Source organism: Gemmatimonadaceae bacterium, assembly GCA_036273715.1.
Classification (GTDB): Bacteria; Gemmatimonadota; Gemmatimonadetes; order Gemmatimonadales; family Gemmatimonadaceae; genus JADGGM01.
The window spans coordinates 1-12,912 of the sequence record DASUHB010000078.1 but is presented as its reverse complement, the minus strand read 5'-3'; the positions used below and the strand labels follow the sequence as shown (position 1 = coordinate 12,912).

The 12,912-nt window shown below is 69.1% G+C and carries 13 protein-coding genes; 12 read left to right on the top strand and 1 reads right to left on the bottom strand.

Annotated features, from left to right (window positions below):
• The first annotated feature begins 2 nt into the window (after window positions 1-2).
• From dnaG to rsmA, 10 genes are all read left to right on the top strand, one after another.
• Window positions 3-1,811, top strand: a complete 1,809-nt coding sequence (dnaG, locus tag VFW04_19110; GenBank protein HEX5181449.1) for a DNA primase — start codon at window positions 3-5, stop codon at window positions 1,809-1,811.
• Between the two features lie 16 nt (window positions 1,812-1,827).
• On the top strand, window positions 1,828-2,532 hold the full coding sequence (locus VFW04_19105; protein HEX5181448.1) for a hypothetical protein: 705 nt from the start codon (window positions 1,828-1,830) through the stop codon (window positions 2,530-2,532).
• Between the two features lie 80 nt (window positions 2,533-2,612).
• Window positions 2,613-4,325, top strand: a complete 1,713-nt coding sequence (recJ, locus tag VFW04_19100; protein HEX5181447.1) for a single-stranded-DNA-specific exonuclease RecJ — start codon at window positions 2,613-2,615, stop codon at window positions 4,323-4,325.
• Window positions 4,274-4,870, top strand: coding sequence for a 16S rRNA (guanine(966)-N(2))-methyltransferase RsmD (rsmD, locus tag VFW04_19095; protein HEX5181446.1), 597 nt, complete (start codon window positions 4,274-4,276; stop codon window positions 4,868-4,870). Before recJ ends, rsmD begins: the two co-directional genes overlap by 52 nt.
• A 34-nt stretch (window positions 4,871-4,904) precedes the next feature.
• The gene (gene coaD / locus VFW04_19090; GenBank protein HEX5181445.1) at window positions 4,905-5,387 is read left to right on the top strand and encodes a pantetheine-phosphate adenylyltransferase; all 483 of its coding nucleotides are present in this window, start codon (window positions 4,905-4,907) and stop codon (window positions 5,385-5,387) included.
• On the top strand, window positions 5,384-6,445 hold the full coding sequence (gene pta / locus VFW04_19085; protein HEX5181444.1) for a phosphate acetyltransferase: 1,062 nt from the start codon (window positions 5,384-5,386) through the stop codon (window positions 6,443-6,445). Before coaD ends, pta begins: the two co-directional genes overlap by 4 nt.
• Entirely contained in the window at window positions 6,442-6,774 is a 333-nt protein-coding gene (locus VFW04_19080; GenBank protein HEX5181443.1) for an STAS domain-containing protein, read from the top strand. The genes pta and VFW04_19080 overlap by 4 nt, the downstream gene beginning before the upstream one ends.
• 30 nt (window positions 6,775-6,804) lie before the next feature.
• Window positions 6,805-7,263: an ATP-binding protein gene (locus tag VFW04_19075; protein ID HEX5181442.1), complete on the top strand. Its 459-nt coding sequence runs from the start codon at window positions 6,805-6,807 to the stop codon at window positions 7,261-7,263.
• The gene (locus VFW04_19070) at window positions 7,256-8,854 is read left to right on the top strand and encodes a GAF domain-containing SpoIIE family protein phosphatase (GenBank protein ID HEX5181441.1); all 1,599 of its coding nucleotides are present in this window, start codon (window positions 7,256-7,258) and stop codon (window positions 8,852-8,854) included. Before VFW04_19075 ends, VFW04_19070 begins: the two co-directional genes overlap by 8 nt.
• A 5-nt stretch (window positions 8,855-8,859) precedes the next feature.
• Window positions 8,860-9,708, top strand: coding sequence for a 16S rRNA (adenine(1518)-N(6)/adenine(1519)-N(6))-dimethyltransferase RsmA (gene rsmA, locus VFW04_19065; GenBank protein ID HEX5181440.1), 849 nt, complete (start codon window positions 8,860-8,862; stop codon window positions 9,706-9,708).
• Between the two features lie 82 nt (window positions 9,709-9,790).
• On the opposite strand, the gene VFW04_19060 is transcribed toward rsmA, so the two are convergent.
• Complete coding sequence (locus VFW04_19060) at window positions 9,791-10,411, bottom strand: redox-sensing transcriptional repressor Rex (protein ID HEX5181439.1); 621 nt, start codon at window positions 10,409-10,411, stop codon at window positions 9,791-9,793.
• Between the two features lie 203 nt (window positions 10,412-10,614).
• Here VFW04_19060 and VFW04_19055 point away from each other — a divergent pair, with 203 nt between their 5' ends.
• Both VFW04_19055 and VFW04_19050 read left to right on the top strand, forming a co-directional pair.
• A complete protein-coding gene (locus tag VFW04_19055; GenBank protein HEX5181438.1) occupies window positions 10,615-11,772 on the top strand; it encodes an arginine deiminase family protein in 1,158 nt (385 codons plus the stop codon).
• Between the two features lie 37 nt (window positions 11,773-11,809).
• Window positions 11,810-12,772 (top strand): 3'-5' exonuclease, encoded by a 963-nt coding sequence (locus tag VFW04_19050; GenBank protein ID HEX5181437.1) that lies wholly within the window; start codon window positions 11,810-11,812, stop codon window positions 12,770-12,772.
• Window positions 12,773-12,912 lie beyond the last annotated feature (140 nt).

Here is a 12,912-nt window from a genome sequence, read left to right as displayed (position 1 = left end):
CGATGATCAGCGACGAAACGGTCGACCGCGTGCGCGAGGCCGCCGACATCGTGCAGATCATTGGCGAGCACGTGCCGCTCCGTCGCACGGGCACCGATTTCCGGGGACCGTGTCCGTTCCATCAGGGCACGCACAAGAATTTCTCGGTGTCGCCCAGGAAGGGCATCTACTACTGCTTCGTCTGCCACGAAGGCGGCGACGTCTTCACGTTCCTGCAGAAGCGGTTAGGCATGGACTGGCCGGGCGCCATTCGCTACGTCGCGGAGAAGGTGGGTATTCCGATCGAGGAAGTGCAGCAGCGCCGGGAGGGCCCGCATCCGGACCAACCGCTTTGGGATCTGAACGCCGCGGTGGCCGACTGGTTCCGGACGCTGCTGTGGGACGACGAGGAGGGGCGGCAGGCGCGCGACTATCTGGCGCTGCGCCGCGTGAGCCGCGAAACGGCCGACCGGTTCGGGCTCGGCTTCGCGCCGCGCGACGGCGAGGCGCTGCGCCGGCATTTCTCCGCGTTAGGCTACAGCGACGCGCAGTTGCTCGAGGCGGCGCTGCTGGTGGCGCGTGACGAGGGCGGGGAGCCGCGGGCGCGGTTTCGCCATCGGCTCATGTTCCCGATTCTCGACGCGGCGGGGCACACCGTCGGCTTCGGCGGCCGGCTGTTGGGCCCCGGAGAACCCAAGTACCTCAACTCGGCGGAATCGCGGGTGTTCTCGAAGGGCAAGCTGCTCTACGGATTGCACATGGCCAAGCACGCCATCCGGCGGGACGATCGCGTGATGGTGGTGGAAGGCTATTTCGACGCCGTGCGGCTGGTGTCGGCCGGGTTCGACTGGGTCGTCGCTCCGTTAGGCACCGCGCTCACCGAGCAGCAGGGGCAGATCCTCCGCCGCTACGCCAAGAACGCGTTCCTGCTGTACGACAGCGACCGCGCCGGCCTCAAGGCGACGTTCCGCTCGGGCGACGAGCTGCTGCGCCACGGGATGACGGTCCAGGTGGTGACGCTGCCCGAGGGCGAAGACCCGGACAGCTTCGTCGACCGCCGCGGCGCGCCCGCCCTGGCGGCGGCGTTAGGCGACGCGATCGACGTGTTCGAGCGCAAGGTGCAGCTGCTGGAGCGCGCCGGCTGGTTCGCCGATCTGCGCCGCAAACGCCGCGCCCTCGACCGCCTGCTGCCGACGATCCGCGCGACGCAGGACCCGATCACGCGCGACATGTACCTCACGCGGGCGAGCGAGGCCGCCGGAGTGTCCCGCGACGTGTTGGAGCGGGAGTTGGCGGCCGCGCGCGACCGCGCCCGCGCGGTCGCGCGACCGGCCGACGAGGCGCCTCGCGCCCAGCCTGCGCGCGCCGCGCTGCGGCGCGCACCGGCCGGTCGCCAGCCGCCCGTCGAACGCCGTCTCGTCTGGATCCTCGTCCACGCGCCGGCGCTCCGCGACTATATTGGCGAGCAGATCGGCGCCGATGACCTCACCAGCGCTGCGTTGGGCACGATCCTGGCGGCGATCGTCGCGGCCGGCGCCGACGCGAGTCCGGGAGACATTGCACTCAGCCTCCCCGACGACGCGGGCGAGCTCTTCCGAACGCTGGTCGAAGAGCCGCCGCGCGATGGATTCGACATGCAGCGCGAAGCGGACGGGTGCCTCGCCGCCCTTCGGGCCGCGCCGCTCCGCCGACGGCTGCTCGAGAATCAGCGCGCCATCGACATCGCCTCCGACGCCGAGAAGGACGCGCTCATCCGCGACAAAGTGCGGCTGCAGCGCGAGCTGTCGGCGTTAGGCGCAGGCCGCATCAAGAGTTTCGACCCCGCACAATAGCCCTATGGAGGAACGCGTGCACCCAGACCTCGTCGCATTGTTGGCCTTGCAGGACGAAGACACCGCCGTCGCGGCGCTCGAATCCCGCCGCCGCGATCTCGACGCCAGAGTACAAACCCTCGACCACGAGCGCACCGTCGCCGAAGCCGGCATCGTGCGCACCCGCCAATCCGCCGACGCCGAAGACAAAAAACGCCGCGAGTTGGGCATCAAGCTCCAGGAGCATCGCGCGCTCCAGGAACGCCACCTCGCCGCGCTCGACGCCGTCCGCAAGGACCGCGAAGCCTCGGCCGCCATGTCGCAGATCGAGATCACCCGCCGCGTGCTGGTGCAGGAGGAGAGCGAGATGCAAACCCTCGCCACGCGCATCGCCGATCTCAATCAGGCGGCCGAGCTCGAGCAGCTCTCGCTCGCCGAGCTGGAAGAACGGCAGCGCACGGAGCGCGGCGAGATCGCCACCGCGTGCGCCACGCTGGACAAGGAGCTGGCGGCGGCGCGTGCCCAACGGAACGAAACGGCCTCGCGCGTCGGACGCCCGCTGCTGCAGAAATACGAGCGCATTCGCGGCCGCGAGAACGCGGCCGCGCTCTACGCGCTGCGCGGCGCTGCGTGCGGCCGCTGCAACACGGCGATCCCGCTGCAACGCCGAAACGTCATGGCCGCGGGCCGATCCGTCGAAGTGTGCGAAGGATGCGGAGTGCTTCTGTACGCAGCGGTTTGATGCTTGTCGCTGTCTGAGGGCGCTCGTACTTTTCGCCCGTGAGTGTCCCCGCCGCACGAGCGCGTCCCCGATCTCGCTGGGTGCTTCCCGCGGCGCCTGATCCCGGCGCCGTGCGTGCGCTGGCCGCCGAGCTTCACCTGCCGGACACCGTGTGCCGGCTGCTCTGCCAACGCGGGTTCGTCGACATCGATCCGGCCAAGCGCTATCTGCGCCCCAAGCTCGATCACCTCCACAGTCCATCCCTCATGCTCGGCATGGACGCCGCGGTCGAGCGGTTGGTGCGCGCCGTGCGCACCGGCGAAGTGATTCTGCTGCACGGCGACTATGATGTCGACGGCATCTCGTCGACCACGATTCTCATGCGCACGCTCGGCGCGGCAGGCGGGCGCGTGGTGCCGTTCATCCCGCGGCGTCTCGAGGATGGATACGACCTGACGATGAGCGGCGTGAAGGCCGCGATCGATGCCGGCGCAACGGTGCTCGTGAGCTGCGACTGCGGCACCAATGCGCTGTCGCCCACGCGCGCGGCGCGCGACGCGGGGATCGATGTCATCATCACGGATCATCACTTGCCGGGCGGCCCGCTGCCGGACGCGCTGGCCGTGCTCAACCCCAAGCAGCCCGGGTGCGGCTACCCCGACAAGGATCTCGCCGCGGCGGGCGTCGCGTTCAAGCTCGCCATCGCGCTCGCCACTGCGTTAGGCCTGAACGAAGACGTCGTCTACCGCATGCTCGATCTCGTGGCGTTCGCCACGATCGCCGACGTCGCCCCGCTGCGTGGCGAGAATCGGGTGCTGGCCCGCTACGGCCTCAAGGTGCTCAACGACACCGCGAACCCGGGCCTGCGCGCCTTGCGGCGCGCCGCCGGGCTCGATGGCCGGCCGATCACCGCCGGCCGCATCGGCTTCGTGCTCGCGCCCCGCCTCAACGCCGTTGGCCGGTTAGGCCACGCGATCCGCGGCGTCGAGCTCCTCACCACCTCCGATGAAGCGCGCGCCAACGCCCTGGCGCGCGAATTCGAAGAGCTCAACCGCCGGCGCCAGGAGCTGGACCGCGACACGTTCTCCAGCGCCGCGCATCGCGTCGACGCGATGAACCTCGACGCCACGTACGGCGTCGTCATCGCGGAGCAGGGGTGGCACCCCGGCGTCGTCGGCATCGTGGCCTCGCGCCTCGTCGAGGAAGTGTGCCGCCCGGTGGTCCTGGTCGCGCTCGACGGCGCGCAGGGCCGGGGCTCGGGCCGCTCCATCCCGGCGTTCGATCTGCACGGCGGCCTAACGGAATGCCGCGACCTCTTGCTGCGCTACGGCGGCCACCGCGTCGCCGCCGGCATCAGCATCGAAACCTCGCGCGTCGAGGCCTTCAGCGACAAGTTCAACAGCGTCGCGCGGTCGCGCCTGACGCCGGACGATCTCGTGCCCGATCTGCGCATCGACCTCGAGATCGAGCTCCCCGATGCCACGATCGACTTCGAGGCGTTGCTCCGGCACTTCGAGCCGTTCGGCCCGGGCAACGCGACGCCCGTGCTCGTCGCGCGCCGCGTCCATCTCGATGGGCCGCCCCGCATTGTCGGCCAGGGGTCATCGAGCGGCTCGGCCGACCCGGGCGGACACCTCAAGCTGCGTCTGGCCGGCGACTCCGGTCCGCCGCTCGATGCGATCGGCTGGGGCATGGCAGCCCGCGCCGCCGACCTCACGCCCGGCATGCCCGTCGACGTCGCCTTCCGCCTCGAACGAGATGAATGGAACGGCGAAGTGCGTCTCCAGGCGCACCTCGCGGACATCCGGGCCTAACGGTGCGCATCGTGAGCGGCCGATGGCGCGGCCGGACCATCGTGCCGCCGGCCGACCCGCGCGTCCGCCCAACCGCCGACAAGGTTCGCGAAGCGTGGATGTCCATTCTCCAACACGACCTCCCCGACGCGCGTGTGCTCGACCTGTTTGCCGGCTCCGGCGCGCTCGGACTGGAAGCGCTGTCGCGCGGCGCCGCTTCTGTCGAATTCGTCGAGGTGTCCGCGCGCTCCCTGGCGGCGCTGCGCCGCAACGTCGAGACGCTCCAGGCCGCCGGCCAGTCGCGCGTGCATCGCGGCGACGCACTGCGATTCATTGAACGGCTGGCGGCCCGAACATACGATGTGGCGTTCGCGGACCCGCCGTATCGTCTCGGTCTCGCATCTCAGGTCGCGGCACGATGGCTCGACGTCCCATTTGCCACCGTGCTGGCAGTGGAGCACGACGTGCGCGAGTCGCTGCCCGATGCAGCGACGCATCGCAAATACGGCGACACCGTGATCACGATTTATCGCGACGGCGCCGACGACGCCCCGCCACCCGAGTAGTCTGACCGCTGGTCTCACGTCAACTCCACCACCCATGCGCATCGGCATCTACGCGGGCAGCTTCGACCCGATCACCTACGGACACGAAGACCTCATCACGCGCAGCCTGTCGTTCGTCGACAGGTTGGTGGTGGCCGTCGCGACCAACATTTCCAAGCAGCCGCTCTTCTCGGTGGACGAGCGCATTCGATTCATTCGCAGCGCCGTTGCCGACGATCCGCGCGTGGAAGTCCGCCAGTTCGATGGACTGCTCGTCGACCTGGCACGGGCGGTGGGCGCCACCCTCTCCATTCGCGGGCTCCGCGCCGTGGCCGACTTCGAGTACGAGTTCCAGATGGCGCTCATGAATCGCCACTTGAACGCGGACATGGAAACCGTGTTCATGATGCCAAGACTGGACCTCACGTACGTGAGCTCGAGCCTCGTGCGCGAGATCGCGCGCTTTCACGGCGAGACTGCCGACCTCGTGAATCCCACCGTGCACCGCGCCCTCCGCGAACGGTTCGATCCGGCGTGAGCTTCATCGATACCGTCCGCGCGCGCGCGGCCGCCGCCGGTCGCCGCATCCTCTTCCCGGAAAGCGACGACGACCGGACGCTCGACGCCGTCCGAGCGCTGAGCGCCGCCGGCCTCGTCGTTCCGGCGCTGGTGCTGGCCGGCGACGCAGGCGCCCGACGCCGCGCGGCCGCGTTAGGCGTGCCGGTGATCGACCCCGCGGCCGATCCCCGCCGCGAGCGCATCGCCGAGCACCTGTTCACGCGCCGCGCGAAACGGGGCCTCACCCGCGATGCCGCGGCCGCGCTCGTGCAGGATCCGCTCGTGTTCGCCGACGGGCTCGTCGCGTTGGGCGAGGCCGACGGCTGCGTCGCCGGGGCCGCGCACACCACCGCCGAGGTGATGCGCGCCGCGCTCGCCGCCGTTGGGCCGGCGACGGGCGTCATCACGGTCTCGAGCGCGTTCTACATGGTGGTGCCGCCGTTTCGCACCGCGCCCAACGACCCCGAGGTGCTCACGTTCGCCGACTGCGCCGTCGTCGTTCGCCCAACGGCCGAGCAGCTGGCCGACATCGCGATCGCCGCGGCGCGCGACCGCGTGCGCATCGTCGGCGATGAACCCCGTGTCGCGCTCCTCTCGTACAGCACGCTCGGCAGTGGCAGCGGGCCGTCGGTGGATACCGTGCGCGACGCCACGGCCTTGCTCCGCCAGCGAGGGGTGCCCTTCGCCGTGGACGGAGAATTGCAGGGTGACGCGGCGCTCGTCGACGCAGTCGCCGCGCGCAAGGCGACGGGCAGCGCGGTGGCCGGCACAGCAAATGTGCTGGTGTTCCCGTCGCTGGATGCCGGGAACATCGCATACAAGCTCGTGGAACGACTGGCGCATGCCCGGGCCATCGGACCCATCGTGCAGGGCCTCGCGCGTCCGTGCTCCGATCTCTCGCGCGGCGCCTCGACCGATGACATTATCAATGTGGCTGCGATCACTGCGCTGCAGTCGCTCGATGCGGGCGACACGGGAGTTGCAACCGGCGCGCACACGCAATCGGCGCGCGAATTCCGACGGGAGACCGAGACATGAGCTTCGCACTCAGGAAGCAGGGAGACATTGTCGTGGTGGATGTGGAGGGTCAGCTCATCGTGGGGAACCGCCAGGAGCTCAAGCAGAAGGTTCTCGACGAGCTCGAGCGTGGCGAGAAAAAGTTCTTGATCGACTTCAGCCAAACGGGATACATCGACAGCTCGGGGTTGGGCGTCCTCGTCTCGTTGTCCAAGAAGATTCGCGAGCAGGGCGGGGAGCTGCGACTCGCCAACCTCAACGACGACCTCAAGACGTTGTTCGAGCTCACCAAGCTCGATACGCTGTTCCAGATCGCCGACACCCGCGAGCGCGCGCTCGAGTCCTTTTAGCGGCGGACTCACGACACGTTACGCGTGCACATGACGTCGCAGGATCGCCCGGGCGGTCTGCCGATCGGCAGCCTGCACCTGGCGCTGGAGCTCGAAATTCCGAGCGACGTGCGGTACATCGAGCGCGTGGTCGAGATGATTACGCGTCAGTGCGAGCAGCTGGCGTATAGCACGCGCCAGGTTTCGCTGAACGTTCCCGTCGCGCTCACCGAGGCGCTGTCGAACGCGATTCTGCGCGGGAATCGCGAGCACAGTTCCAAGCGGGTCCAGGTGCGCTGCGACGTGAATCGCGAGCGCCTGGTGCTCGAAGTGGTGGACGAAGGCACCGGCTTCGATCTTGCCGAATGTCTGGTGGACGCGACGAGTCCGGAGAATCTCGTGCGCGAAGACGGACGCGGGTTGTTCTTGATGGCGCAACTCATGGACAGCGTGGAACGGTTCGCGAACCACGGCAACGTGGTGCGGCTCACGATGCGCCGGCATGACTGATCTGCAAACGGTGTTGAGTGCGTTTCGCGATGCGACGGGCTGCGCCGCCGCGGTGTGGGCCGAGGAAGACGGCCGGCTGCCGGCGCGGCTCGCGGCGTCCACACCTGCCGTCGGCGTCCTCGGCTGGACCCCGCCGTTGGATGTGGGTCCGCCTTGCACGGTGGACTCGCCGGGCGGTCCCGCGATCGTGACCAAACTGCCCGGACCGCGCCGGTGTTGGTTGGTGATTGGCCCGTCGCTCGACCCCGCCGCCTCGCTCGAGAACTATCTCCGCTTTCTCCTCCCCGTCGTTTCGCAATACCTCCAATCGGCTCTCGAGGTCGAGCACGCCGCCAACGAGCTGGCCGAGCGCTACGAAGAGATCAACCTGCTGTACACGATCACCGAGATTCTCGGCCGCACGGTCGCGTTAGGCGAAGCCGCATCGACCATTCTCAAGGAAGTGTCGGAGACGGTGGGCGCGCGGCGGGGCTCGATCCTCGTGCACGATCGCGTCACCGACACGCTGCAGACCGTGGCGGCGATCGGGGTGCCGGCGCTGGAGGTGCCGCCGATCGCGCTCACCGACGAGTGCAGCGTGTCGGCGCGCGTCTTCCGCGACCAGCGCGCGATGGTGGTGACGGAGGATGACGCGGATCCGTGTCCGGCCGAAGCGATCTACCGGCGGGGCACGATGCTCTCGGTGCCGATCATGTGGACATCGCCCGGCGGCGGCTCGGAGCCGTTAGGCGTGGTGAATCTCTCCGACCGCGCATCGGGCCAGGCGTTCTCGGCCGGCGATCAGAAGCTCATCACCGCGATCGCGACGCAGATCGGGACGGCCATCCAGAACACGCGGCTCGTGCGCGCATCGCTCAGCCAGCAGCGCCTGGTGCAGGAGCTGGAGCTGGCGCACGACCTCCAGATGAAGCTGCTGCCGCGCACCGAGATCGTGGGTCCGGCGGCCGAGGTGGCGGCGCGGGTGGTGCCCGCCGAGAGCGTGGGCGGCGACTTTTACAATCTGTTTCAGTTAGGCGAGGAGCGCACCGGCGTCATGATCGGCGACGTGTCCAGCCACGGCTACCGCGCGGCGCTGATCATGGCCCTGGTGATGAGCGCGTCCGCCATCCACGCCCAGGGCTCGAACGACCCGGGCCGCATGCTGGGCGCCCTCCTCGCCACCCTGCGCGAGGAGCTCGCCACGACGGAAATGTTCGTGTCCACCTTCTACGGCGTCATCGACCGGCGGGCGGGCATGCTGCGCTACGCCAACGCCGGCCACCCGCACGCCTACCACGTGACTGGCGACGGCGCCTGCGAGCGGCTGCCGGCGCTCGATCCGCCGTTAGGCATGGTAGAATCGGCGCAGTCGGCCCGCACGCGGCCGTGGGCGCCGGGCGTCGACCTGCTGCTGCTGTTCACCGACGGCGTGAGCGACGCCCGCGACCGCTTCGGCCGCCGCTTCGGCGAACAACCCATCGTCGATACCGTGCGCCGCATGCACGCCGAGCCGCCGTTCACGATCCTGCAGCAGATGTTCGCCCAACTCTCCGACCACATCGGCACCGCCGTGCAGCGCGACGACATGGCGGTGATGCTGGTGCGCAGTTAGGCCCGATGCCGGGATCCCGCCGCGCGGCGCGCGCGCCGGCGCCCCCGCCGGCGCGGCCGCGGAAGCGATTCGGCCAGCACTTTCTCACCGATCCCCGCATCCTCGGCCGCATCGCCGATGCGGCCATGCTCCAGCCGGACGACACAGTCGTCGAAATCGGGCCGGGCCGGGGAACGCTCACCGACGCGCTCCGCGAGCGGGCCGCGCGGGTGATCGCCATCGAGCTGGACCGCGGCCTCGCCCAGACGCTTCGGCGCCGCTATGCGGACGACGCCAACGTCTCGATCATCGAGGGCGATGTGCTCGCGGTGGCGGTGGGCGAGTTAGGCGCGGCGGCCTCGGGCAGCTACGTGCTCGTCGGCAACGTGCCGTACTACATCACCACTCCGATCATCTTCCAGGCCCTCGCCGCGCCGCGACCCAAGCGCGCGGTCTTCCTCGTGCAGCGCGAGGTCGCCGAACGCATCGTGGCGCCGCCGGGAGGCAAGACGTACGGCTCACTCTCGGTGAACGTCCGCGCGTTCGCGCGCGCCGAGCTGCTGTTCGGCGTCAAGGCGGGCGCGTTCCAGCCCGCACCGTCGGTGGAGAGCGCGGTCGTGCGACTCACGCCGCTCGAGTCGCCGATCGTGCCGCCCGACCTCGAGACGTCGTTCCGGGGCTTCGTGCAGGACGTGTTCGGACTGCGCCGGAAGCAGCTGCGCCGCGTGATGCGGACGCTCACCGGCCTTCCCCCCGACGAGGTGGATGTCCTCCTGGCGCGCGCGGGTGTCGATGGCGCTGCGCGGCCCGAGACGCTGCCCGTCGAACGGTTCGCGGAGCTCGCGCGCGCGGTCCGTGACGCGCGGCGCGCCTAACGCAGCGCATTGCCCGCCCGGGCGTCGGTCTGATCGATCACGGGCGAGCCGCGGGCAGAAGGCCGCCCGCGGCCGGTGGTCGTCACCCGTTCGTCAAGGCAAACGACAGGCCCTCGAGCTCCATCGCCATGTTGACCGCCTTCACCGCAACCGTGTCCGGCACCTGCAATTGTTGCGGCGCGAAATTGAGGATCGCGCGGATGCCCGCCTTCACAACCATGTCCGCCACTTCCTGCGCCGACGTGGCCGGTACGGCCAGCACGGCGATGTCCGGCGGCTGATGCTTCACTTCATCGGGCAGGGACGCGAGCGCCCGGATCACCAGGCCGTCCACGGACCGGCCCACCTTCGCCGGGTCGGAATCGTACACGGCGACGATCCGGAATCCGCGCTGCGCGAAGCCGTGATATTGCGCGAGCGCGGCGCCGATTTTTCCGGCGCCGATGATGATCACCTGCCACTCCCGCTCGAGTCCGAGGATCTGTCTGAGTCTCGCCGCCAACTCGGCCACTGAGTATCCGAGGCCGCGCTTCCCGAACGAGCCGAAGAACGACAGGTCCTTCCTGACCTGCGCCGATGTCGTCCCGCCGCGGGCGGCCAGTTCGTCGCTCGAGATTGTCGCGATGCCTCGCTTCTCGAAGTCCTCGAGGAAGCGCAGATAGAGAGACAGGCGACGAACCGTGGAGTCAGCGATCCGTTTCACGGGTGGGCAGGCTGAACTTGTGAATTTCTTCACAAGTTATCGGACGCCGCGCTCCCACGCCAGCCGGAAATCTCTACCCCGCGCTATGGCAGCTTCACATGGGTTCGCGTTAGCTTGCTGTATCTATGCCTGTCAACGTCACTTCCGAGGTTGGATCGCTACGCGCTGTCCTGGTTCACACGCCGGGACCCGAGCTCCTCGCGGTGACGCCGGCGAACCGCGAAGACTACCTCTACGACGACATCGTCGATCTCGAAAACGCCGAGCGGGAGCATCGGCGTTTCGTGGCCATCCTGGAGCGTTTCGCGCGCGTACATTACGTGCGCGACCTCCTCGCCGAGGTCGCGGTGCTCGACGAAGCGCGCAACCTGCTCGTCCGCGAGACCACCGACGTCGTCCCATCCGGTCCGTTAGCCTCGAAGATCGGCCAGCGTCCGCCCGACGAGCTCGTGAAGATGCTCATCGAAGGAGAGGGCGAAGAGCCCGGCCCGTTGGCCAAGGCGCTCAACGAGTCGGGCTACATGCTGCCGCCATTGCCCAACTTGTTCTTCACCCGCGATACGGCGATGGTGATCGGCGGACACATTCTCATCGGCTCCATGCGCTACGGTGTGCGCTGGTCCGAAGAGCTGATCATGAAGGCGCTGTTCCGCTATCATCCGTTGCTCTCCAATCAAGGCATTCTGTACGATGGAGCGGCCGAGCGCCGAAACAACTACACGATCGAGGGCGGCGACGTGCACCCGTTGCGCGCCGATACGCTCGTGATGGGCTTCAGCGAGCGCACGAGCCCGGCCGCCATCGATCATGTCTCCGAGCTCTTGTTCGCGCACACGCCGGTCACGGACGTGATCATCGTCGTGATGCCCAAGGAGCACACGGCGATCCACCTCGACATGATCTTCACGCAGCTGGACCGCGAGTTGGCGGCGATCTATCCGCCGCATTTCGTGGGGGCGGAGCGTCTGGCGGTGCTCCATCGTCGCAAGGGGCAGCGGCACATGAGCGAGATGCCGAATATCTTTGCCGCATTGCAGAACGTTGGCCTTCCGATGGAGCCGGTGTTCTGCGGCGGAGAACATCGCATCGTGCAGGAGCGGGAGCAGTGGTCGAGCGGCTGCAACTTCGTGACGACGCGTCCGGGCGTCGCGATATCGTACACGCGCAACGAGGCGACGTTGTGCGAGCTGCAGAAGATGGGATTCAAGGTGGTGCCCGCGGTCAACTTCCTCACGGGCCAGGAGCGCATTCGCGACGGCGAGCGCGCGGTGATCACGTTCGAGGGCGCGGAGCTCGTGCGCGGGGGAGGCGGTCCGCGCTGCATGACGCTGCCTCTCGAGCGCGACGATCCGTGGTCCTGAGCGCGGCTCCCGTTAGGCATATGCGCCCGGGCCGCCGATGACGCCGATGGATGGCCTCTCGACGCGGCTCACCGACACCGTCCTCACGCGCCGCGCCTGCGAATTGTTAGGCAGTGGCCCGGCCGACGCGGTCGCGCTCATCGAGCACGTCTGCCAGCTGCCCGGCGCGCCGCGGGTGGTGGCGGAGCAGATGGCGTTCGCGCTCTTCGCCGGGCGGCCCGAATTCATGCGCGACGCCGCCGGCCAGTGGTCGCTGGCACCGCGCGGCGCCGCGATCGTCGCCGCGCGCGCCGCCGTCCGCGCCGTGGCGGCGGACGCGCCGGCGCCGCAGCCTGCCGCGGCACCCGACCGCGATGAGTTAGGCGAGCTGAGCTGGGTCGTCGTGGACACCGAAACCACCGGGATGCGCGCCTGGCACGGCGACCGGATCACTGAAGTCGCCGCCGTGGTCGTGCGCAACGGCGTGGTGTGTGAGCGGTTCGAGACGCTGGTCAACCCCGAGCGCCCGATTCCGCGCATGATCACCGCGCTGACGCACATCGACGCCGCCATGGTCCGCCACGCGCCCGTCTTCGGCGACGTGTGCGACGAGCTGCTGCGCGTGCTCGAGGGCCACGTCTTCGTGGCGCACAACGTCGAGTTCGATTGGCGATTTCTGAGCGCCGAGCTGGTGCGTGCGCGCGGGCGTCGCCTCGTTGGGCGCAAGCTGTGCACGGTCCGTCTGGCTCGGCGCGTGCTGCCGTATCTGCGCAGCCGGCGGCTCGACAGTCTCGCGCGGTACTACGACATCGAGATCACCGATCGTCACCGCGCGGGCGGCGATGCGCACGCGACGGCGCACGTGCTGCTGCGGCTGTTGGACCAGGCACGCGCGCTCGACTGCACTCGGTGGAACGATCTCGAGCAACTCGTCGCGGCGCCCCGTCGCGGTCGGCGCCGTCGCGGCCGCCGCTCGTCGATGCCGCGCTGGTCCGACGGCTGGGGCGAAGGGCAGGGTTAGGAGCACGCGCCGATGGACACACCGCAGGTACTCAAGCGAACGATCGGCGCCTGGACGGTACACGCGATCCAGGCCGGCGCGCTCAAGCTCGACGGCGGCGCGATGTTCGGCGTGGTGCCCAAACCGCTGTGGGAGAAACG

Excerpts from the sequence above, each read along its gene's own strand:
- dnaG (HEX5181449.1), top strand. The coding sequence starts at position 3 with ATGATCAGCGACGAAACGGTCGACCGCGTGCGCGAGGCCGCCGACATC.
- rsmD (HEX5181446.1), top strand. The coding sequence starts at position 4,274 with ATGGAACGGCGAAGTGCGTCTCCAGGCGCACCTCGCGGACATCCGGGC.
- coaD (HEX5181445.1), top strand. The coding sequence starts at position 4,905 with ATGCGCATCGGCATCTACGCGGGCAGCTTCGACCCGATCACCTACGGA.
- VFW04_19080 (HEX5181443.1), top strand. The coding sequence starts at position 6,442 with ATGAGCTTCGCACTCAGGAAGCAGGGAGACATTGTCGTGGTGGATGTG.
- VFW04_19075 (HEX5181442.1), top strand. The coding sequence starts at position 6,805 with ATGACGTCGCAGGATCGCCCGGGCGGTCTGCCGATCGGCAGCCTGCAC.
- VFW04_19070 (HEX5181441.1), top strand. The coding sequence starts at position 7,256 with ATGACTGATCTGCAAACGGTGTTGAGTGCGTTTCGCGATGCGACGGGC.
- rsmA (HEX5181440.1), top strand. The coding sequence starts at position 8,860 with ATGCCGGGATCCCGCCGCGCGGCGCGCGCGCCGGCGCCCCCGCCGGCG.
- VFW04_19050 (HEX5181437.1), top strand. The coding sequence starts at position 11,810 with ATGACGCCGATGGATGGCCTCTCGACGCGGCTCACCGACACCGTCCTC.